Consider the following 22,152-nt stretch of genomic DNA (forward strand, 5'->3'; position numbering starts at 1 on the left):
ATGAATACTGCAAACGGGAAACGAGCCCATGAATGTCAACACTCTCCCCTTTCCCCGAGAAAGAGAAACCCGCGACACTGCCGTCTATTCCTGGATCAGCAGACAAAACCGGGATTGCTTTGCCAGTGTCGAGCAGCGGGTTCTCAAGCAACTGGTGCAAACGCTGATTTTCGAGAAAATCGTTCCTGTCCAAACGCGGGAAACTGATAACGGCATCATGTTTCTGATCGAAGGGCAGAAACGCAGCGGTGCAACTGTCGGCTACCTGTTTGAGGGGCAGTGCAAGGAAAGCTTCGGGCAAATCAAACTGTCCGGCATCGCCAGATGTCAGTCTGCCGACGCGCAACAGACGACCGATGCCAGCCTGACGGGCTTTATTGACGAGGTTCTTTGCCACATTCCCGGTACCGTCAATCTGACGCAGTTTATCGAGGAACTGGAGCAAACCCTTATCAAGGATGTTCAGTCCCTGAGCCAGCCCATTCCGGCTGATTTGTCGGCATTCAGGCATGACTACAATAGCTTGGAAGGGCTTATCATGGACGCCCATTCCTATCATGCATGTTACAAGTCGCGGATCGGCTTTTCACTTGCCGACAATGCTGCCTACGGACCGGAATTCCGTCAGGACATTCATCTTGTCTGGCTGGCGATACGGAAAGATCATGCCGATATCGGCCTTTCCCGCAGTTACGAATATGCCTCTGTCATTCAGGAACAGCTTGCCCCGTCCGATTTTGAACATTTCGAAACTGTTCTGCGCGACAACAAACTGACTTTCGACGATGTCCGGCTTTTACCGGTCCATCCGTGGCAGTGGGACAAAAAGCTTGTCACCGCCTTCCACCGGGAAATACGCGACGGTATTCTGATTTATCTTGGTCGTGGCAGTGACGCCTATCACGCACAGCAATCCATTCGTACACTGGCCAATGTCAATGCACCCGATCGCCCCTATCTCAAGGTGGCAATGCACCTCACCAATACATCAAGCACCCGAATTCTGGCCAATCACACGGTCAGAAACGGCCCCGTCATTACCGACTGGCTGCAAGATCTGATCGACAATGACAAAAGCGCCGGGGAAATGGATTTTGTCATCCTGCGCGAATTCCTTGGTGTCAGCTTTGATTACGAAACCTTGCCCGAACACCGGCGCACCACCGCCTATGGCGGTTTAGGCAGCGTCTGGCGGGAAAGCATGGCGAAATATTTGCGCCCCGGTGAGGCAGCAATACCGTTTAACGGGCTTACACACATACAACGCAATGGCAAACCGATCATTGATGACTGGATACAAACCCACGGTCGAGAGGATTGGAGCGCGCAACTGATCCGGGTTGCCGTTCGTCCCATAATACATTTGTTACTGGCAGAGGGTGTCGGACTTGAATCCCATGGGCAGAATATTGTTCTGATCCACAAGGACGGCTGGCCGGTGCGTATCGCCCTGAAGGATTTTCACGATGGCGTGCGCTATTGCCCGGATGCACTTGCCCATCCCCACAAGGCCGCGAAACTGCATGCAGCACCAGCCAGCCATCTGCGACTGAACAGGAATTCCTTCATTATCACTGACGACCTGAATGCCGTTCGCGATTTCACCTGTGATGCATTTTTCTTCATCTGCCTTGCCGAGATCGGCATTTTCCTCAATGCCAATTATGGGTTGGCGGAACAATGGTTCTGGAAGACAACCGCAGGCGTTATCCGGGAATATCAGGAACAAAATCCCCAACACGCAGAACGCTATCAATGCTTTGACGTCTTTGCTCCGACCATTCAGGTCGAAGAATTGACCAAACGCCGCCTGTTTGGGGATAGCGAACCACGCTTCATGGATGTCGCCAATCCCCTTTACGCATACAGGCCATAGCCATGCTGACCGAAAACCAATTGAAAAAGGTAATCCAGGCCGGGCAGCCCGCCTATGGTCTGTTCTGTTCAATCCCCTCGCCCACTGCGATAGAAATGATCGCCGAGGCGGGTTTCGATTTCGTGATCATCGATACCGAACACGTATTGGTCAATCCGGAAACCCTTGAAAACATGATCCGTGCCGGTGATGCCCTGCAGATCACCGTTTTGGTACGGGTGGGCGACACAGACCCGAAAGGGATCCTGCGTGTGCTTGACGCCGGGGCCAAGGGCATAGTGGTTCCAATGGTTGAACGCGCAGAGGATGTGCAAAACGCTGTTAGCGCTGCTCGCTACCACCCCAATGGCAGACGGAGCCTGAATGGCGGTCGCCCTGGTGCTTTCGGTAAAAACAGCCTGGCTGATTACATGACCTTCGCTAACCGAGAGGTCATGGTCGTTGCCATGATCGAGAGCAGGGCCGGGCTAGATAACATCCATGACATTCTGGCTGTCAACGGGCTCGACATGATCCTTGAAGGGGCAGCCGATCTTAGCCAGTCCATGGGCATGCCCTGGCAGATCAAAAACCCGGAAATACAGGAATGCCTGGATAATCTTCAACGTGAATGCAGCCGGGCTGCGATCCCTTACTGCGCCATACCGCGCGAACCCGACGAGCACGAAAAATGGATCCGTAAAGGTGTTCATACATTCGTTCTGGGTGAAGAACGAGGCATCGCCTTTCGAGCATTGCAGAACAAGCTTCAGACCACAAAAGCAGGGGCAGAGAAAAACCATGAACGCGATAGATGACAAGCTTGCCAAAGCAGATCGATTGATTTGCCAGGACCTTTTTGAAGGCCTCCACGCAGAAGAATATTTTGAGAACCAGAAATCCGATCTGATTGCCTTTTCCGATCTACCCGGAACACAGGAAACCAGCGAACTTTTGCAATACCTTGGTCTGGATAGGCCCCCCTCTTCTGGCATGCTCTGGCGCTGGACAACGTCTGACGACCTGTTTGTTTACGCAGCCGTTGAAAAAGCTGTCCTTTATCCCTTCCAGCTCATGCGCAACAGCCGTCTGGTTGGTAAGTCGGCAGACGGATTTTATCATCTGGAATGCCTGTCATTCCTTGATCTGGTATGTCGCAAACTGATCAACGAAAGCCCCGACAGCCGCGAAGGGATCGCCGTTTTTACGGACATGGTAAAAACCAGCATAGAACAGATGGCGCTGTCATTATCGTATCAGATCGATACCAACCGGCTTCTCTCAAAAACCCCGCAAGATTTTTTCCAGATCATGGAGCAATGGGCATCCCTGCGTGATCGCCCCTATCATCCTGTTGCCAAGGCAAAAATGGGATTGTCAAACGAGGAATATGCCCAATTCATGGCCGAATTCGACAAGGACATCTCCCTTGTTTGGATTGCGGTAAAAGCAGATAGTCTGATGCTGGGCGAAGGTGTTGAAAACAGCCGCAGCAAATCTATTGCAGATGCCTTGCTTTCCCCAGATTGCAACACCGCGCTCCAGAAAGAGATGGAGAAAAAAGGGCTGTCTCAAAGCCACATAGCCGTGCCTGTTCATCCCTGGCAGCTTGATCACTATATCAGGCCGCACTATGACCAGGAACTTCAGGACGGCACCTGCCACATCCTGGATTTTCAGGGTTACCGGGTAAAGGCCACATCGTCCCTGCGATCCATGGCGCCACTTTCCCCGACCCGAAACTATCTGAAACTGCCCATGCATATATTCTCTTTGGCAGCTTCCAGATACCTGCCTGCGGTCAAAATGATCAACGGCAACCTCAGTGAAGCCCTGCTACGTAAAGGTTTGCAGCTTGATACCGCGCTTGAAAGCCGCGTTTTTGTCTGTGACGAAACCAGTTGGTGGGCTTACTTCCCCGAAGACACAAGCCTGTTTGACGAACGCCCTCGCCATTTGTCTGCCATGGTTCGTACCTATCCGGAAATCCTGGAAGACGATCAGTATCGTCTGATCCCTATGGCGGCATTGGGAACTCCGCTGCCCGGAAGCAGGGTTCATTTCTTTGACGAATGGCTGAATTACCGCGATATGGCGAGGACGGAAAACAACATCCTGACCCTGTTCCGGGAAGTCTGCGAGACCTTCTTCGATATCAATTTCCGTATGTTCAAAATTGGTATGCTGGCTGAAATTCACGGGCAAAATGCAGTGATGGTCTGGAAGGATGGTCGGGCGCACGGATTGTTGCTACGTGATCATGACTCATTGCGCATTTTTGTTCCCTGGCTGGAACGCAACGGCCTGTCAGATCCCGAGTACCGTATCAAAAAGGGCTATGCCAACACCCTTTACCATGATCGCCCCGAAGATCTTCTGTTCTATCTGCAAACGCTTGGCATACAGGTTAATCTGCGTGCCATCGCGGAAACCCTTGCGAATATCTATGACATCGAAGCTTCAGAATTCTGGAAACAGATGAAAGGCGCGATTATCCACGCGCTCGATAATGCGAGTTTCAACAAGGAAGATCGCACAATGATTGCAGAACAACTGTTCGATACGCCATATTGGCCCTATAAGCAGCTTGTTCGGCCAATCATTGCCCGCGCGGGCGGACCGGGAAGCATGCCCTGGGGCAAAGGCAAGGTGCAGAACCCGTTTCAGAATATTGACCCTTAAGAAAGAACGAGAGACGAGGTTATGACCAAATTGTCCGGATTTACTTTCATCTGGAACGCCATCTACCGTCTTGCAGTGCCAAAGCAGCCCCGGAAGATAAAAACGCATTTCTCCAACCCGTCGCTTTTTATCGCGACGGGTTTGGCGGTTTTCTGCTGTCTTGTTTTTCAGCCCGCTCTGGCACAGCAGCAAAGCATTGAAACAACGCGCGTCATCCCCCATTCCATGGGGGAAACAAAGATAACCGGCACCCCCCAAAGGATCGTCACCCTTTTTCAGGGCGCAACCGATACGGCCGTCGCACTTGGGGTTATTCCGGTCGGCGTCGTTGAATCATGGGTCAACAAACCTGTTTATCCCTATCTTCGGGACGCGCTGAAGAACGCCGACATTGTAGGGCTGGAAACCCAACCTAATCTGGAACGTCTTGTCGCGCTCAAACCCGATCTGATTATCGCCTCGAAATTCCGCCACGAAACGCTCTATCAACAATTGTCGGCCATCGCACCCGTCATTTTTCTGGAAGAAATCTTTGATTTCAAACAGACACTTGAATTGATGGGGCTGGCCTTAAATCAGGAACAAGCGGCAGACGATCTTCTTGTTGACTGGAACCGCAGGACAGAACATTTCCGTCAGGTCCTGTCATCACGGGACAACATGGACTGGCCGATCGAAGTCTCCTTGCTTAATTTCCGGGCGGATCATCTCCGCCTTTTGTCTCGCAACAGCTTTTCCGGTTTGATCCTCAGTGAACTTGGATTTGAGCATTCCTCATTTGCCGATACCAATGGCTGGATTTACAAAAAGCTTACCAGCAAGGAAGCTTTGCCAACGGTGAATGCCGACACCTTCTTCGTTTTCCTGCGTTCCGAAAACCCCGCCGTGGACGAGAATTATGATAACTGGCGCAATCATCCCTTGTGGAAAACACTGAAAGCCAGCCGCTCAGGCCAGATTTACAAGGTTGACGAAATCGTCTGGAGCCTTTCTGGCGGGATCATCGGCGCAAACATGATCCTTGATGACCTTTTCAGAATTTACGATGTGCCGCCCCTGACAGAGTGAAGACAAGTATGACAATCAAGAAAACAAACGCGACATGAGTAAGGAATTCAAAGCACTTTTGTTGCTGGCGCTTTTGTTCGTGCTGTCTTTCAGTGCAAGTCTGACCATGGGACAATATCCGGTATCGCTAGGGGATTCCTTTTTGGCGCTCGTCCGGTTTGACGAAAACTCCGTCGAACATGTCATCGTGATCAGCAGCCGACTGCCGCGCACTGTTATTGCCTGTTTTGTTGGTGCCGCACTTGGAATTTCTGGCGTTCTGATGCAGGCCGTGACCAGAAACCCCATGGCATCGCCAAGCATTCTGGGCATCAATAGCGGTGCGATCTTTATGATTGTTCTGGTTTCTACCCTGTTTCCGTCTTTCGCCGGACATGGCCTGATATGGGTAGGCATGGCCGGCGCAACCCTGGCCGGAAGCATCGTTTATATGCTGGGCAGTCTTGGGCATGGCGGATTGACCCCGACAAGGCTGGTTTTGGGCGGTGCGGCCCTGACAGCCCTTTTCATATCCTTCACCCAGGCTATTCTGGTCATCAATCAGGACGGCCTTGACCGTATTCTGTTCTGGTTGGCCGGCTCCCTTGCCGGACGCACGCTTGATGCTTTCCTGCCCGTTCTGCCCTATATCTCGGCTGCTGTCGCGGTCAGTTGTCTCATCGGACGGCACATCAACATTCTCATGTCAGGAGAAGATATCGCCAAAGGTCTGGGACAGAATACATTTCTGTTGAAAACCCTGATTGCGGTACTGGTCGTCGTGCTTGCCGGCAGTGCGGTTTCTGCTGTCGGAAATATCGCCTTTCTGGGTTTGATTGTCCCACACATTGTTCGGCTTTCGACAGGCAGTGATCATCGCTGGCTCATCCCGCTAAGCGGTCTTGCCGGTGCGGTCCTGCTGCTGGTTTCCGATGTTATCGCACGTCAGATTATCATGCCTGAAGAACTGCCGATCGGTGCAATGACCGCAATTATTGGTGCTCCGTTATTTGTCATTCTTGCCCGGCGGAATTTCTCTTATGGATAATATTTTCACATCGCTTGGCAGACACAGGACCGACAACCCTGACCGTACCGCCTTGCCGGTCCTTATTCTGGTCATGCTGTTTACAGCCCTGATCGCCATCGTCGCCACGGCAGCGGGCCCGGAAGATATTCCGATCTTGACCGTCATTCACGAATTGTTCGGAGCCAGTGAAAGCCCGCATGGCTTTATCATCCAGAGCCTGCGTTTGCCCAGGATAGCTATGGCACTTCTGGTCGGGGCGGGTCTCGGAGTTTCAGGTCTTATCCTGCAAACCCTGGTACGCAACCCGCTTGCCTCTCCCGAAATCATCGGCATCACCGGCGGTGCTTCGGTTGCCGTCGTCATCTATTTCGGTTGGCTGGCGCCGATCGTCAGCGTGACATGGATGCCGCTGATCGCCTCAGCCGGGTCGGCCGTTGCCGCCATTACGATCTTCCTTCTGGCATGGAGCGGAACCGTAGAACCGGCAAGGCTGATCCTGATCGGCATCGGCATTTCTGCCACTTTCGGTGCCCTGACCACTTTGCTGATGGTTTTCAGCACCGAAATGACGAACCTATCGGCCTATATCTGGTTGACCGGCAGCGTCTATGGTGCAGATTGGACTGATGTGCGTCACATCCTTCCATGGGTATTACTGCCTTTACCTCCGCTGATCTTTTTGGGGCGAACACTGAATACCCTGCTCTTGGGCCATGATGTGGCCACCAGCCTGGGTATACCGGTACAAGTCGTTCGTCTGATCGCACTCGGGGCCTGCGTTATTCTGGCGAGTTCTGCAGTGGCCTATGCCGGTGCCATCGGATTTGTCGGCCTGCTGGCCCCGCATATCACACGCTGTCTTGTGAAGAACACCATCACTTTGCAAATTCCCGCGACGGCCTGCATCGGCGGCCTTCTGGTCCTGATCGCAGATACCGCAGGACGCACACTGTTCGGCTCGCTGGATTTGCCTGCAGGCATATTTGTCTCCGCAATCGGCACGCCATTTTTCATTTACCTTCTCTACCGCCAAAGATAGAGAGACGCTTATGTTATCGCTTGAAAGCCGCGCCCTTACACTTGGTTATGACAAAAACATTGTCATCAAGGAACTCGACCTTGCCATTCCAAAGGGCAAAATCACGGTATTGATCGGCAGCAACGGCTGCGGCAAATCAACGCTGCTACGTGCCCTTGCCCGACTTCTGAAACCAATCGCCGGACAGGTATTCCTTGCGGGCGAACCGATTTCTCAGATTTCCGGTTCTGACATCGCCAAACGTCTCTCCATTCTTCCGCAGGGTCCCGATGCCCCCGAAGAAATGACAGTTTATCAACTGGTTCGACAGGGACGTTACCCGCATCAAAGCTGGTTTCAAGGCTGGTCTGCCACCGATGAAAAAATGGTGGAACGTGCCCTGGAAGCAACAGAACTGACCGATCTGCGCAACAGGCCTTTGCAAAAACTGTCCGGGGGGCAAAAGCAACGTGCATGGATCGCGCTAACGCTGGCGCAAGACACCGATATCATTCTGTTGGATGAACCCACGACCTATCTCGATCTTTCCCATCAGATCGATATTCTGGAACTGCTGCACGAACAGAACAAGAATGCGAACAAAACCATTGTGATGGTCCTGCACGACCTGTATCTGGCTTGCCGCTATGCCGACCATCTTGTCACTTTGAAAGACGGCCGGATATATGATCAGGGCAAGCCGGACGATATCGTCACAGAAGACATGATCCGTGCCGTATTTAATCTGGAATGCCGGATCATTTCCGACCCGCTGAACGGCACACCGATCTGCATCCCCCACGGACGCAATACGTCAAGGCCGGAGGAATTCCATGCATGCCCTTGATGACCAGCGGATGGACGAGTTGCATTCCTTATGCGGCCTTAAATCGGCAACCGCGGGTTTACCCGGCCTTTCCGTGCATGGGCCAGAGATCCTCGACAAGGATATCTGCCGCGACATACTAAACGAGGTCGGACGTCTTCTGGGCTCCCGGTCGCGCAAAATCACGGCTTCACTTTTAAGCAAGCGCATTGCCTTTCTCACAACTTCTGCCGCCCTTTATCCCATGAGCGCCTACAATGACGGGCTTGATCTTTCGCTTGAGAATTGTGTGATTGATTACAGCCACGATTCAAAGCGATGGCAATCTTCCATGTATCTTTACAATCTGGAAGCAACCCTGCCAGCCCCCGGTGCGAGAGAAACCTGGCGCGAAGATGTATGCCGCAGACTTTTTTCCGACAATCTCGCCCGTCTGTGGCTGGCCCTGCACGAGGCGTCCGGCGTTACCCTTTCCATTTTATGGGAAAATACCGCTGTCAGGGTTTATTCTCTTTATGAACGTCGCCTTATGTCCATCGGTGACACGGACACTGCTCGGCAAATTCGGGAAGACTTCGCTTATCTGACAACCGAGGCAGACGGCGACCTCTTTGACTGCAAAGACAATCCCCTCCAGCGGTTCTATTTCGACAAAACACCAGCCGGAGAACGCGAAATCCGTTATCGCAAAACCTGCTGCTATTATTACCTAACCCCGCCGCAAGAATATTGCTCGACCTGTCCGCTTCTTTTGCCGTCCGGAAAGAAAAGAAAATGCTCGAACTAAATCCGTCTTGCCGAAGCATCCCGCAAGATCTTGTTGAACGGTATCGTGCTGTGGACACATCCTCCATCGGTCACCTGACCACAGAAGGATATATTCGAAATATCAAAGCCCAAACCAAATGCAGCAGGCTACTCGGACATGTGGTGACGGTAACCTTGCACGGGACGGACGGCAGTGCCCTCTATCATGCATTAATCAACAGTCGGCCCGGCGACGTACTTGTCATCTCGATGCCAAACCACGCGGAATATGCCTGCTGGGGAGAACTGCGTACCATTGCCGCCATGATCAAGGGTGTCGTCGGTATTGTAACGAATGCCTGTGTAACGGATATCCGGGCTCTGCAAGACCTGCCTTTCCCGGTTTTTGCCAAGGGCATGAGTTCTGTTACCACGCAAAAAAGTGACTTGGGCGGAAAAATCAACACCCCTGCCGTAATAGACAGTCAGGAAATTCACCCGGGCGACATGGTGATCGGCGATGAAGACGGCCTTTTCATCCTCTCCCCTGATCAATCCGCAAGGCTGATCGACCCTGTTCTGGAAAAGCAGGCACAGGATGAACGAAAACGGCTGGAACTTCTCGCAAAACTGGCTGAAAGCCGCAGATAGAAACCTGTATCCATGAAAATTCCCCGTGACCAGATAATCACGGGGAATTTTCAAATGCATTTATTTCGACCAGACAGCCTAGAAATCCACAGAATAACCGACTGTCACAGTGCGCCCGCGCCCTTTGAAATAACGGTCGTCATTTACCAGTGCACTCTGCGAATAATAGGTGATGTAGTCTTCGTTAAAGAGGTTTTCTATAGCCATATTGACCTTGCCCGTGGGCAGTTTGTAGGTGGCTGCAAGGTCAGTAATCGTATAGCCGGAGAACTCTTTTTCCGGATCGTCGAAGTTTTTGGAAAAGTTGTGCTGCACTTGCAGGAACGTCGAGAAATTATCACTCCACGTGCTGCCCCATGTTGCAATCAGGCGGTTCGGTGCCACATTCAGACCGTCCAGTTCGGCATCCAACGTTCCATTCTCATCACTGTCATACTTACCCTGGCTATAGGCATAACCGACACCGACTTTATTCTCCTTGTTCAGCCAATAGCCAACAGAAGCTTCCAGCCCCCGAATTCTGGTTTTCTGCCGCTCGACAAAGAAATCGTCTCCCACCTGTTGAAGTCGCGATCCAAGATCGGCGTTTGACTCATAAACACTGAATTCTGCATCCCAGACCGTGTCATCGTAACGAACGCCAACTTCGATGTTGTCGGTTACAATCGGCTCCAGATTCAGGAATGAATCGACATCCTGCCCCGGATCATTAATGCCACGCAGAACACGGCCAACATCGGGCATCCCAAACCCTTCGGAATAGTTCCCGAACAGCGAAACAGTCTCCACCGGGCTATATGTGATCCCAAAGTTGACAAGCGTTTCCTCGAATGACGGTGTCCCGCCATCCACTGTTACGCTATTGGCGTCCGCAACCGTCTGGAAGGTGGGAACATCAAGTTCTGCAACTTCATAACGCACGCCGGTATGAAACTTAAGCCCCTCCAAAGCCTCGAACTCAGCTTGCAGGAACGGCGCATAATTGAAATAGGTTGTTTCAGGGACCCAGCTACGATCCGTCAGAACCAGTTTCTGGTCAGTGGTATCGCTCAGAACATCAAAGCCTGTTGTCAATTTCAGGCGATCATCAAGCAGGCCATCTTTAACCAAAGTCACCTTGCTGCCCACTTTGGTCGAATCTGCCTGGGACTGATCATACAAGGTACCGTCCGGCGCAATGGAAGTATCTTGGAACGAATCAGAAATCGTCGCACCAAAACGCCCCTCAAAATCCTGATAATAAGCCTGGACCTTCAAGTCCATATCCAGAAAGTCCTTATTCTCGTAATCCAGGCTAGTCGTATAGACTTGGTTTCTCGGTGCCTTGCCAACCGGCGTACCTTTTTCCGAAGTTGTCGGAATACCGTTGTCGCGATCCCCCGTCACGCTGACATAGTTCTGTTTGCCTTCTGAACGGAAATAGTTGAATTCCGCGCCAATCGACTGGTCATCATCGATCCAGTAGGTTCCTTTGCTCAGGAAATCGTAGGTGCGGGAATCCATAAGATCGCCCTGCGTGTTATCCACCCCGACCGGATCGCCATTCGCATCAAGATACAGCCCCTGATCTTCAATAGTGGTGGAAACAAGGTAATCAAAATCTTCAAAGCCGCCATTGAAACCATAACCAAGCTTGTAGTTATCCGTTTCGTTACTGATTCCAGTCGTCGGCAATGTCGTCTGAACATTCATATGCTGATTGAAGCTACCGGCTTCCGGACGCTTGGTCACATAGTTGATGATACCACCTGTGGCTCCCAGACCATGGATGGCATTGGCACCATGAATGACCTCAATTCGCTCGACCATCGCCAGATCAATGGTGTGTGCTGACCGCCCTGTCGGACGAAGCGGGTTGGATTGCGGTACACCGTCAATCATGAAAAGTGGCGTGCGACCGCGAAAGGTTTCACCACTTCCGGTCAGTTTCTCGCGTGCAGGCGTGTAGGCAGGAAGCAAATTGGCAAGCGCTTTGGAAGAATCCGTCGTGATTGCAAGCTGCTGTTCAATTTCCTCTTTGGTGATGACCGTGATCTTCTGTGGTGATGATTTCACATCGGAATTGGTTCGACTGGAAGAAATGACAAGCGGTGCGGTCGTTATTTCATCTGCCGATTGTTGCTCTTCAATCGACTCTTCACTTTCGACTTTTTGTTGCTCGGTTTGTGTCTGGGCAAAAGCCTGCTGCACAAACAAAAAAGAACAACTGATGGCAAAAAGTGAAGTTAAACCGGGTTTAATCACAAGAGCCCCCTCTGCAATAAAATTTAGAAACCGCCGAAAAGTACACAACCCCTCCGATCATTGCAAATCATAATGATAATCTTTCTCATTTTTAATTTTACCCCTTAAAATCACATCGGCATAAGAAAGCCGGAACAGCATTTCTGCTATTCCGGCTTTCATCATTCAGGAGCCGACGGGAGGTTTCTGCTCCCTCATTAAACCACAGGCAATTCCCTGCAGCCGCGCTCAAGCCGTGTCGCCGATATCCCAGAACACACCGGCCATCATTTGCAGGGCCTGTCGGCTGAGGCTTTGCAGGATATGTTCGTTGGGCGCATGCTGAGAGCATGACGCATAGGAATGCGGCACCCAGACGGTTGGCAGATCAAGGATATAGGCAAATGTATCATTAGGCAGCGACCCGCCAAGATTGGGCAGGATTGCCGGTTTGGTTCCGGTGGTCTTGATGATTGAATCGCGTACACGCGTGACCCACGGATGGGATGGGTCAAGCCGGGTTGCCCGGAAAAACCCCTTTGCCGAGGGAATGATTTCAACATCCGTAAAGCCATGCTTATCAAGGTGGCGGCGCAAAGCCGGCAGAATGCCATCCGCATCCGTTCCGACCACATAACGCAACTGGCAATGCGCAATGGCTTCTGGCGCGATCGCATTGACCGGTTTTTCCGGGTTACCGGCCTTTGCCGCAAGTACAGCAAAGCTGTTCCAGCCATAAACCTTTTCCGCCAGTGACAGGCTTTCCTCGCCCCAGTCAGGGTTGATCGCAGGCCCGGTTTCAGGTTGGGTGATTGCACAATCCTTGAGGGCCTCACGGACTTCTTCATTCAGGCTATCGGGCCGCCATTCCGGTACCTGTATTTGTCCGCGACGATCAACGATGGATGCAATCGCATGCGAAAGAACAATCATCGGGTCTTTCAGCAAACCGCCCCAGTTCCCGGAATGATGCCCGCCTTCGCGATATTTAAGCGACAGCGCAAAATTGATCGCCCCGCGTGACCCCATGAACATGGTCGGGCGTTCTGCACTCAGGCGCGGACCGTCCGATGCAATCAGGACATCGGCGGCAAAAAGATCTCGATAATTGGTAAACAGTTCGGCAAGGCCGGGCGATCCTGCCTCTTCGCCCATCTCAATGATGACCTTGCAGTTAAAACCCAAGGCGCCACGTGTCTGAATGACCGACCGCAGGGCCGCCAGATTAATGCAATGCTGCACTTTGTTATCCGCCGTACCGCGCCCGTAAACCCGATCACCTTCGATCACCAGCTTGAACGGTTCAAGGCCCTCGCGCCATTCGCCTTCCTGTGCGAGGATCACATCGCCATGCCCATATGTCAGGACGGTCGGCAAATCGTTACCTTCACGGCGTTCGGCAAACAGGAACGGTCCGAAACCGGGCTTGGGATTATCGATGATGCGGGTTTCAAACCCCATATCGCGCACCATCGGAACAATCACATCGGTAAGATACCCATAAAGCGCTTCGAGATTATCGGGCTTCTGGCTTTCGGTTTTCTGTTCGACCATTCGACGCAGTTCGTCGATAAACTGCCCATCTTCAAAATACCGGGTTACATTTTCGATAGCATCAGCACGCGTTGACATTGATTGATCCTTGTTTTTTCCGATAAGCCATCAAATTCCCAAAGGAACGACGGAGCATTTTGTGTTTCACGAACCATCCCGGTGTTCCGCCACCGCATCGCCCCAGGGCGACATGATTTCGGTCATGCCCTGATTGATATTCCCCTGACGAAGAACCCCGGCCGGGCAGGCAAAGGCATAGGGGAAAGCGGTCCTGCGCGTGGTCACGCAACGATGGCGTTCCCCAAGGGCCGCAACGATATCGGGCGAAAGGCTTTGATCGATGATCACCGTATCGCCGCCGCTAAAATCGACCCGCGCCTGATGAAAGGCATCTTCTAGGGTCATATCGAAATCCATCAGGCAGGATGTCAGTTGCAGAATGGCTGGCAAAATCTTGCGCCCGCCGGATGCCCCGATGGCAAAACGCCGGTCCTTGTGCTGCCCGATTGCCGGGCAGACATTCATCAGGCATCGTTTGTCGGGTGCTAACGAGTTTGGCCGTCCCGGTTCTGGGTCGAACCACAGGATCCCGTTATTCATCAAAAGCCCGCTTCCGGGCAGCACGACCTTGGATCCGAAAATGGACAGCAATGTCTGTGTCACAGCCACCATGTTGCCATGTCGATCCGTTACGCTGAAATGCGTGGTGCAGGCGGGGGCGCGACTGTCATCAACGTCCCCCATATCGCGCAGCCGGCGTTTATAGGTCGTCTTAAGCGCATCGACATAAGCCCCATAGGCATCCGCCCCCGGTGACGTCCCCTCAAAATCCTGATGCGACAGGATTTCCAGACATTCCGCAAGGTTTTCACCCGCCGTCATCGCAGGCGGCGTATAGACCATCCCCCCGCGATAGGATGTCGCCAGCGGATCAGACAAAATAGCCTGATAGGATTTCATGTCATCAAGGGACAAACATCCCCCGGCGTCCCTGACATCGGCAACGATTTCCGCCGCAAGATCACCTTCGTAAAATTCACGTGCACCTTTATCGGCGATGCGTTGCAGGGTGGCCGCCATCCGGTCAAGATTGATCCGCTTGTCCGAAAGGGCCGTCCATCCGGCAATAGTCGGCCAATGCCCGTCTTCCAGAAAGGTCTCTGCTGCGGTCGGGTTTTTGGCAAGTTCGCGGGTACTAGACGCAATGATAAGGGCAGCATACCAGTCAACGGATAACCCACCCGACGCAAGCTTTGCCGCAGGCGACACAAGATCACGCCACGGCATCGTGCCAAACCGGTCAAAGGCAAGCCCCATACCGGCGACGGTGCCGGGTACCGCAATCGCGGTTGCGCCAATCTGGTTACGATCCCCGACAACACGCGCCCATGGGAACAGATCGCCTGCAACGCCCTCGCCCGATAACGGATAATCCGCAACATCAAGCCCGGCGGGTGAACGCATCCCGAAGGTAATGCAATAGGTCCGGTCTTCATCGGCGCGATAGATCATCATGGCACCGCCACCGGCCGGGCCACTCATCCAGGGTTCGACAACCCCCATGGCAAAGGATGTTGCAATCGCGGCATCAATGGCATCGCCACCGGCGGCAAGAATGTCAGCCCCGACCTGTGCCCCGTGCTTATGCTGGGCTGCCACCACCCCACCATTTTCGACGGTGACGACGTTTTTACGGACCGACTGCATGTTGGAAAAATTGTCGCGGATCATTGAACCGCCCCTTCGACCAGATGACATTCAACCCGCTTGCCCTGATGCAGGGTCGCCACCGGTGCCTTGGTCGAACAGATATCAATCGCGCGCGGGCAGCGCGGATGGAAATGACATCCACTGGGCGGGTTGATCGGATTGGGAAACACAGCCCCCAATTGCGTATCGGGCACGCCAAGGGTCGGGTCCGGTGTCAGAACGGATTCCAGCAACGCATTGGTATAAGGATGATCCGGACCAGCAAACAGCGAAGATGCATCTGCTTCCTCGACAATACGGCCCAGATACATGACCGCCACCCTTGTCGCGAGATGTTCGACCACCGCAAGGTTATGGCTGATGAACAGATAGGTCAGCCCGAATTCATTGCGCAAATCCGACAGCAGATTAAGGATTTGCGACTGTACCGACACATCAAGGGCCGAAGTCGGTTCATCGCAGATCACGATTTCAGGACGCATGATCAGGGCACGCGCAATCGCCACACGCTGACGTTGCCCACCTGAAAGCTGGCTCGGATAACTGCGCAAAACCCGTTTGGGCAAACCGACAACATCAAGAATATCGGCGGTCTGTTTGTCCCAGTCACGCGGATCGCCGACCTTGTGCACCCTTAACGGCAACGAGATGATATCGCCGATGGTCTTGCGCGGGTTAAGCGATGAATAGGGATCCTGGAAAATCGGCTGGATACGGCGCGCCAGATAGGATCTGTCATGGGTGGTGATATCTTCGCCATCGACCAGAACCCGGCCCTGTGTTGGCGTTTCCAGTCCCAGCAAAATACGCGCAAGGGTACTTTTGCCACAGCCGGATTCCCCGACAAGGCCAAGGACTTCTCCCTTTTGCAGTTTCAGCGTCAATTCATCAACCGCGCGAAGATCCTTGCGTTTGCCAAAGATGCCCTGCTTGATCGAAAAAATCTTGGAAACATTCTCAAGTTCAAGAACCGGAACGGACATTATGCTTCCCCCGATTTTGGCTGGTTCATGTCATAATCGTGAACACAGCGATAAAGATGCCCGGCGGGTGAAATCCGGGCCGGTATATCGGACGCACATTGCGCGGTTGCCTCGTCACAGCGGCTTCGGAAAGCACAACCAGCCACATCACCGATAAGAGACGGCACAATACCGGGGATCGAGCCCAGATGTTCACCAACCGCGGTTTTGCCCGGCACCGGAATGCAATTAAGCAACCCGCGGGTATAGGGGTGCTTTGGCGCGGTAAAGACTTCGGCGGCACTCCCGGCTTCGACCATTTCACCGGCATACATGATGGCAACCTTGTCCGCGACGCGGGCCACCACGCCCAGATCGTGGGTAATCAGGATCATCGCCATGTTCAATTCACGCTGAAGATCCTTAAGCAGACGCAATATCTGGGCCTGAATGGTGACATCAAGGGCGGTTGTCGGTTCATCCGCAATGATCAGATCCGGCTCGCCCATCAGGGCCATGGCAATCATCACACGTTGACGCAAACCACCGGAAAGCTGATGGGGATATTGTTTCATGCGGTTTGCCGCCGCCGTGATCCCGACCTTTTCCAGAAGTTCGATGGCACGATCACGTGCGACCGGCTTGGGGACCTTGCGATGAAGCAAAAGGGCTTCCGTCAGTTGATCGCCAATCGTGTATGCCGGATTAAGCGAAGTCATCGGCTCCTGAAAGATCATCGAAATCCGGTTGCCGCGCAGTTTGCGCATATCCCGATTGGACGCGGTTTGCAAATCGACACCTTCAAAATCCAGAATCCGCGCTGAACGTTGCGCCTGCTTGGGCAGAAGCCCCATGATCGCAAGCGATGTCAGGGATTTGCCACTACCGGACTCGCCCACCACACACAGGGTTTCCCCCCGCTTCACATCGAAATCAATGCCGCGCACGGCATGCAGCGTTCCGGCCGCCAGCGGGATATCGACCGTCAGGCCGCGAACAGAAAGAATGTTTTCCATGCTGATGCCCCTAGTTGCGGTTTTCAGGTGCGGAAACGTCGCGAAGACCATCGCCCAGCAGATTGATCGCCAGAACAAGGATGAAAAGCGCGACACCCGGGATGGCAATCATCCATGGCTGGAACAGAAGCATCTGTTTGCCCTCCGATACCATCAAGCCCCAGGACGGTGTTGGCGGCTGCACCCCAAGGCCCAGAAACGATAGGGCGGCCTCAAGCAAAATGGCATGCGCCATTTCAAGCGTCACAATCACGATCAGGCTGTTGGCGATATTGGGCATGATTTCGCTAAACAGGATGCGCTTGGTCGAACAGCCGATGGCCTTGGCTGCCGTAACATATTCCATCGATCGCAATTGCAGCGTGGCAGATCGCATCACGACCGCGAACCGATCCCAAAGCAAAAGGCCAAGAACCGTGATCACCACCTGAAGTGATCCGCCAAACAGCGCCACCACCGCCAGCGCCACCAGAACCACGGGCATCGCAAGACGCACATTGATCAGAAAGGTGACACAGGCATCGACACGGCCACCGAAATAACCGGCGGCAACCCCCATGCTGGTGCCGATGATGCCGGAAATCAGGGCCGCAATCGCCCCGATAGCCAATGAAATGCGTGCGCCATAAAGCAACCGTGAAAGATAATCCCGCCCCAGATGGTCGGTACCAAGGATGTTCTCCCAGCTGCCTTTGGCGTCCCAGACGGGTGGGATCATTCGATGCATCAAATCCTGCTGATACGGATCATAAGGCGCCAGAAGTGGTGCAAAAAGCGCCATCAGGAAAATGGTCAGAAGCACGATGGCCCCAAACATCAGCCCCTTGTGACCAAGGATTTTGGTCAGCAAAATCTGTCGTGGTGTCGGCCCGCTCAGGACTTCAGCTTCAACCTTGGGCGTCACTGTGTTGATGGTTTCGGTCGTGTTGGTCATGTCAGCCCACCCTCATGCGCGGGTCAAGCCACGCATTCAACAAATCCGACAGGAAGGTAAAGACGATATAGAACATCGAAAACACCAGAATCAGGGCCTGCACGGTTGGCAGATCATTACGACCAATGGATTCCCATGCCAGATAGCCCGCGCCATGCAGGGCAAAGATCAATTCAACGACAATCGATCCGCCCAGCATGAAGCCCATCTGCACGGCGGCCAGACTGACAACCGGAATGATGGCATTGCGAAGGGCATGCTTGAACATGACTCTGAATTCACCCGCACCCTTGGCGCGTGCAGTGCGGACATAATCCGCACCGAGCACGTCAAACATCCCGGCCCGGGTCAGGCGCATGATGGCCGGCATCGCGTAATAGCCCAGAACAATGGTCGGCATCACAAAATTCTGCCAGCTGTCCGAACCGGAAGGCGGCAGAAGGCGAAGCTTGATACTGAACAGGACAATCAGGACTAGGCCAAACCAGAAACTGGGCATGGCCTGCCCCATGACCGAAAGGAACAGGGCAATCCGGTCAATAATGCTGTTGGGGCGAACGGCGGCGGCAACACCCAAAGGCACAGCCGTCAGAAGCGCAAAGGAGATTCCGCAGACGCCAAGCAACATCGTGACGGACAGGCGTTCGGCAACCAATTGTGATACCGGCAGCTTGAAGTAATAGCTTGTGCCGAAATCCCCCCTGATCGCATTGAACATCCATTCGCCATACTGAACGACCCATGGTCGATCAAAGCCGTAATATATTCTTACAGCTTCGATATCCTCGGCATTTGCCGTTTCACCCGCAATAGCCGCCGCAGGATCCCCCGAAAGATAGAGAAGCGCGAAGCTAAGCATGGAGACGGCAAGCGTCACCAGCAAGGCCAGGCCAAGCCTTTTTAACGTATATACCAACACCGTTCTGAACCCCTGATCCGGAGGATTATTTCCAGCTCATCTGGAAGAAGCGCGGAATAGCATCCGTGGTCGGTGCATATTCCAGATCCTTGGTGAACACGTAGTTCGAGTTATAGGAGAACAACGGCAACCAATAGGCTTCTTCGGCAATACGCTTCAGGGCTTTGGCGTAGTATTCCTTGCGCTCGTCGGGATCGACGGAACTGTCGGCAACATCCAGCCATTCCTTGACCTGCTCGTCTTGCGCGCTATCAAGACTGCCAAGCTTGAAATACTGGCTGACGATCGCCGACGCATCATTGATCGAATAGGATCCCCATGTCTGGAACGACATCGGGACCTCGCCCTTCATGCTCAGTTCACGCAGTGCCGAATATTGCAGAAGCTTGAAATTGCTTTTGATGCCGACCGCTTCGAGATAACCGAGCATGGCTTCGGCATATTCGCGATCACGATAGGCATAGAAGTCAATTTCAAGTCCATCCGGATAACCGGCTTCGGCAAGAAGCTGTTTGGCTTTTTCAGGGTCATAGTCATAGACGGCAACGTCCTGTGCACAACCAAACTGCGACGGGAAGCACGCCGAATTGACGACGCGTGATTTTCCCTTGAGCATTGATGCAACGATGGCATCGCGGTCAATGGCATGCGAAATTGCCTGACGGATAAGCTTGTTGGTGAACGGATTATCTTCACCACTGCGTCCCGCGGCATCAAATTGCAGATAACCGATGCGCATGGTGCTTTCGTTGGCAACCGTGAATTCACCCATCGCGCCAAGGCTTTCAGCCTGATCTGGCGGCACCTGCCAGATCCAGTCCAGGCCGCCACTGAACAGTTCGGCTGCCTGGGTGTTGAAATCGGGAATGGTGCGGATATCGAGACGACCGATATTGGCCTGCCCCTTCGGGCTGTCCTTGTGATAATTTTCGTACTTCTCCAGCACGAAATGCTTGCCCGGCTCGACCGAAACAACTTTGTAAGGACCGGTCCCTACCGGATTAAGTCCCATGCCGGTCGGACCGGCTTCGGCATAATATTCATTGGGGTAAATCGATACCGGTCCGGCAAGATATTCAATCGCCGCCGGGAATGGCGCTTTCAGATGAATGCGGACCTTGAACTGGTCAATCTTCTCGGCACTTTTCATCCAGTTGACGTTGCGCTGGGTTTTAACCCCGTTCTTTTCATCCGCAACCCAGTTCACGGTCGCGACCACATCGTCAGCATCAAAAGGTTCGCCGTTGTGGAAGGTAACGCCCTGGCGAAGATTGAATTCAAGGGTTTTGTCATCAACCCATTTCCAGTCCGTCGCCAGATTACCCTGATACTCGCCGGTATAAGGATCGCGGTAAACCAGCCCGTCCCAGATGGAACGTTGCAGGATGACGCCTTCACGCGCCGAGTTGAAATAACTGTCGACATTTTCAAGTTCTTTGGAGAACGCGACATTGAGGGTATCGTCAGCTTTGTTGGCAGCAGCTGTTCCAGCAGCGGCCATGGCGAGGGCAAAGATTCCAGCCCCCTTAAGGATCTGTTTCATTATAGCCTCCTGATATGAATGCCCTGCTTCGCAATATTTGCGGCAAGACACATTAGATGTATTTAAAACACCTTGTATTATATTGTAATACAGCGTACTGTATATAACTACGATAAGGCAACTGGAAGCAGCATGTCAACCAGCACGTTTGCCATTAAAAAAACGAGGAAATGCGACCATGACGGATGCCAAAGCCCGGCAGCAGGACACCCTTTTTGTCACATCCCTTGAAAAGGGCATGCGGATACTCGAAGCTTTTTCAGAAGACAAAACCGAACTTGGCCTTGCCGACCTTGTAAAGGTTACCGGTCTTGAAAAGAGTGCGGCACAACGATATGCCAACACACTATACGAGCTTGGCTATCTGGAAAAAAATCCTGAAACCCGCCGGTTTCGGCCGGCCGTCAAATATCTGGAGATGGCATACAGCTATCTGTGGGCCGACTATCTGGCACAGTTGGCAATGCCGCGCCTGATCGACCTGAGCCGCCAGACATCCCAAACCATCAACATGGCCGAGCCAATCGGAACCGACATTATTTATGTCGTGCGCATGCCCAACCACCGCACCAATTTCGGGGCTTCGGCGATTGGCAGACGGGTGCCTGCACTTGTCGCATCTTCCGGGCGCGTCATCCTGAGCCGCCAGTCCGATCAGGCCATCCGTGACGCGGTCAGCAATTGGCCAACCCGGCAATACACCCAGCGAACAACGATGGATCGTGGCGCCATACTCGACAATATCCTGATGGCACGCGAAAAGGGATATTGCACCACACAGGGGCAGGTTTTACCCGATGAAGTCAACGTTGCCGCCCCGATCTGCAGCATTGACGGAATACCGGTTGGCGCCATCCACTGTTCTCTGCCATCGATCCGCTGGACCATCGAACGTGCAGAAGCAGAAATTGCCCCGCTTGTTGTTGAAGCTGCCCAATCTATTGTGCCATCAAGATAAACGGCGCCGACATTTATAGCAGAAGTGGTTACGTGGGCAGGATCAGTCTCCGCCCTTGGGGCTTCGCCAGCTCCGCAAATAACCTTTCAAACAGGCATTGGCCTGTTGCGGGTTCCAATCCATAAGCCCCCGGCAAACGAACATTAAAAAAGCCCGCCACGAGGGCGAGCTTTTTTAAAGTTGGTTGCGGGGGCAGGATTTGAACCTACGACCTTCAGGTTATGAGCCTGACGAGCTACCGGGCTGCTCCACCCCGCGTCAGGGTGTATTATAACCGGTGGGTTAAATAGATAACGCCGCATCATGATGTGAGGCGGCGTTGGATGTTTTGTGTGGTTAGGGAATATTTTGTGCTGTGTTTAGAAGGCCCGGCGGTGACCTACTCTCCCGTGCCTTAAGACAAAGTACCATCGGCGCAGGCAGGTTTCACTTCTGAGTTCGGGATGGGATCAGGTGGTTCCCGGCCGCTATGGCCAC

At 53.1% G+C, this 22,152-nt stretch carries 18 protein-coding genes, 1 tRNA gene and 1 rRNA gene (1 of these 20 only partly in view); 10 read left to right on the forward strand and 10 right to left on the reverse strand.

Features of this window, described 5'->3' with window-relative positions; all coding sequences use genetic code 11:
* The first annotated feature begins 28 nt into the window (after window positions 1-28).
* Genes R1T41_RS01910 through R1T41_RS01950 form a run of 9 tightly spaced genes read left to right on the forward strand, consistent with a single transcriptional unit; the run spans window position 29 to window position 9,856 of the window.
* Window positions 29-1,876 (forward strand): IucA/IucC family protein, encoded by a 1,848-nt coding sequence (locus R1T41_RS01910; protein WP_317339577.1) that lies wholly within the window; start codon window positions 29-31, stop codon window positions 1,874-1,876.
* Window positions 1,877-1,878: 2 nt separating this feature from the next.
* Window positions 1,879-2,673, forward strand: a complete 795-nt coding sequence (locus R1T41_RS01915) for an HpcH/HpaI aldolase family protein (protein WP_317339578.1) — start codon at window positions 1,879-1,881, stop codon at window positions 2,671-2,673.
* Complete coding sequence (locus tag R1T41_RS01920) at window positions 2,657-4,537, forward strand: IucA/IucC family protein (protein WP_317339579.1); 1,881 nt, start codon at window positions 2,657-2,659, stop codon at window positions 4,535-4,537. The genes R1T41_RS01915 and R1T41_RS01920 overlap by 17 nt, the downstream gene beginning before the upstream one ends.
* Before the next feature lie 21 nt (window positions 4,538-4,558).
* Entirely contained in the window at window positions 4,559-5,605 is a 1,047-nt protein-coding gene (locus R1T41_RS01925; RefSeq protein ID WP_317339581.1) for an iron-siderophore ABC transporter substrate-binding protein, read from the forward strand.
* A 34-nt stretch (window positions 5,606-5,639) separates the two neighbouring features.
* A complete protein-coding gene (locus R1T41_RS01930; protein WP_317339583.1) occupies window positions 5,640-6,632 on the forward strand; it encodes an iron ABC transporter permease in 993 nt (330 codons plus the stop codon).
* Window positions 6,625-7,653, forward strand: a complete 1,029-nt coding sequence (locus R1T41_RS01935) for an iron ABC transporter permease (protein WP_317339585.1) — start codon at window positions 6,625-6,627, stop codon at window positions 7,651-7,653. Before R1T41_RS01930 ends, R1T41_RS01935 begins: the two co-directional genes overlap by 8 nt.
* A gap of 10 nt (window positions 7,654-7,663) precedes the next feature.
* Window positions 7,664-8,479: an ABC transporter ATP-binding protein gene (locus tag R1T41_RS01940; RefSeq protein WP_317339586.1), complete on the forward strand. Its 816-nt coding sequence runs from the start codon at window positions 7,664-7,666 to the stop codon at window positions 8,477-8,479.
* Complete coding sequence (locus R1T41_RS01945) at window positions 8,466-9,245, forward strand: IucA/IucC family C-terminal-domain containing protein (protein ID WP_317339588.1); 780 nt, start codon at window positions 8,466-8,468, stop codon at window positions 9,243-9,245. The genes R1T41_RS01940 and R1T41_RS01945 overlap by 14 nt, the downstream gene beginning before the upstream one ends.
* Entirely contained in the window at window positions 9,188-9,856 is a 669-nt protein-coding gene (locus tag R1T41_RS01950) for an RraA family protein (protein ID WP_317339589.1), read from the forward strand. The genes R1T41_RS01945 and R1T41_RS01950 overlap by 58 nt, the downstream gene beginning before the upstream one ends.
* Window positions 9,857-9,934: 78 nt before the next feature.
* On the opposite strand, the gene R1T41_RS01955 is transcribed toward R1T41_RS01950, so the two are convergent.
* The 8 genes from R1T41_RS01955 to R1T41_RS01990 form a co-directional block, all read right to left on the reverse strand.
* Complete coding sequence (locus R1T41_RS01955; RefSeq protein ID WP_317339590.1) at window positions 9,935-12,100, reverse strand: TonB-dependent receptor; 2,166 nt, start codon at window positions 12,098-12,100, stop codon at window positions 9,935-9,937.
* A 228-nt stretch (window positions 12,101-12,328) separates the two neighbouring features.
* Window positions 12,329-13,711, reverse strand: a complete 1,383-nt coding sequence (locus tag R1T41_RS01960; protein ID WP_317339592.1) for a M20 family metallopeptidase — start codon at window positions 13,709-13,711, stop codon at window positions 12,329-12,331.
* Between the two features lie 66 nt (window positions 13,712-13,777).
* Window positions 13,778-15,364, reverse strand: a complete 1,587-nt coding sequence (locus tag R1T41_RS01965; protein ID WP_317339593.1) for a gamma-glutamyltransferase — start codon at window positions 15,362-15,364, stop codon at window positions 13,778-13,780.
* On the reverse strand, window positions 15,361-16,326 hold the full coding sequence (locus R1T41_RS01970; RefSeq protein WP_317339594.1) for an oligopeptide/dipeptide ABC transporter ATP-binding protein: 966 nt from the start codon (window positions 16,324-16,326) through the stop codon (window positions 15,361-15,363). The genes R1T41_RS01965 and R1T41_RS01970 overlap by 4 nt, the downstream gene beginning before the upstream one ends.
* Window positions 16,326-17,321: an ABC transporter ATP-binding protein gene (locus tag R1T41_RS01975; protein WP_317339596.1), complete on the reverse strand. Its 996-nt coding sequence runs from the start codon at window positions 17,319-17,321 to the stop codon at window positions 16,326-16,328. The genes R1T41_RS01970 and R1T41_RS01975 overlap by 1 nt, the downstream gene beginning before the upstream one ends.
* Before the next feature lie 10 nt (window positions 17,322-17,331).
* On the reverse strand, window positions 17,332-18,255 hold the full coding sequence (locus R1T41_RS01980; protein WP_317339597.1) for an ABC transporter permease: 924 nt from the start codon (window positions 18,253-18,255) through the stop codon (window positions 17,332-17,334).
* Between the two features lies 1 nt (window position 18,256).
* Complete coding sequence (locus tag R1T41_RS01985; RefSeq protein ID WP_317339599.1) at window positions 18,257-19,174, reverse strand: ABC transporter permease; 918 nt, start codon at window positions 19,172-19,174, stop codon at window positions 18,257-18,259.
* 25 nt (window positions 19,175-19,199) lie between these two features.
* Window positions 19,200-20,717 carry an ABC transporter substrate-binding protein gene (locus R1T41_RS01990; RefSeq protein ID WP_097053516.1) on the reverse strand — a complete coding sequence of 506 codons (1,518 nt, stop codon included), beginning with the start codon at window positions 20,715-20,717 and terminating at the stop codon, window positions 19,200-19,202.
* A gap of 178 nt (window positions 20,718-20,895) precedes the next feature.
* On the opposite strand from R1T41_RS01990, the gene R1T41_RS01995 reads away from it, so the two are divergent.
* A complete protein-coding gene (locus R1T41_RS01995) occupies window positions 20,896-21,675 on the forward strand; it encodes an IclR family transcriptional regulator (protein WP_062953457.1) in 780 nt (259 codons plus the stop codon).
* 181 nt (window positions 21,676-21,856) lie between these two features.
* On the opposite strand, the gene R1T41_RS02000 is transcribed toward R1T41_RS01995, so the two are convergent.
* Together R1T41_RS02000 and rrf are read right to left on the reverse strand one after the other, a co-directional pair.
* Window positions 21,857-21,933, reverse strand: a tRNA-Met gene (locus tag R1T41_RS02000).
* Window positions 21,934-22,041: 108 nt separating this feature from the next.
* Window positions 22,042-22,152: ribosomal RNA gene (rrf, locus tag R1T41_RS02005) — 5S ribosomal RNA — on the reverse strand (it continues 4 nt past the right edge of the window).

The sequence above is a fragment of the Thalassospira lucentensis genome (assembly GCF_032921865.1).
In the GTDB taxonomy this organism is placed as follows: domain Bacteria; phylum Pseudomonadota; class Alphaproteobacteria; order Rhodospirillales; family Thalassospiraceae; genus Thalassospira; species Thalassospira lucentensis_A.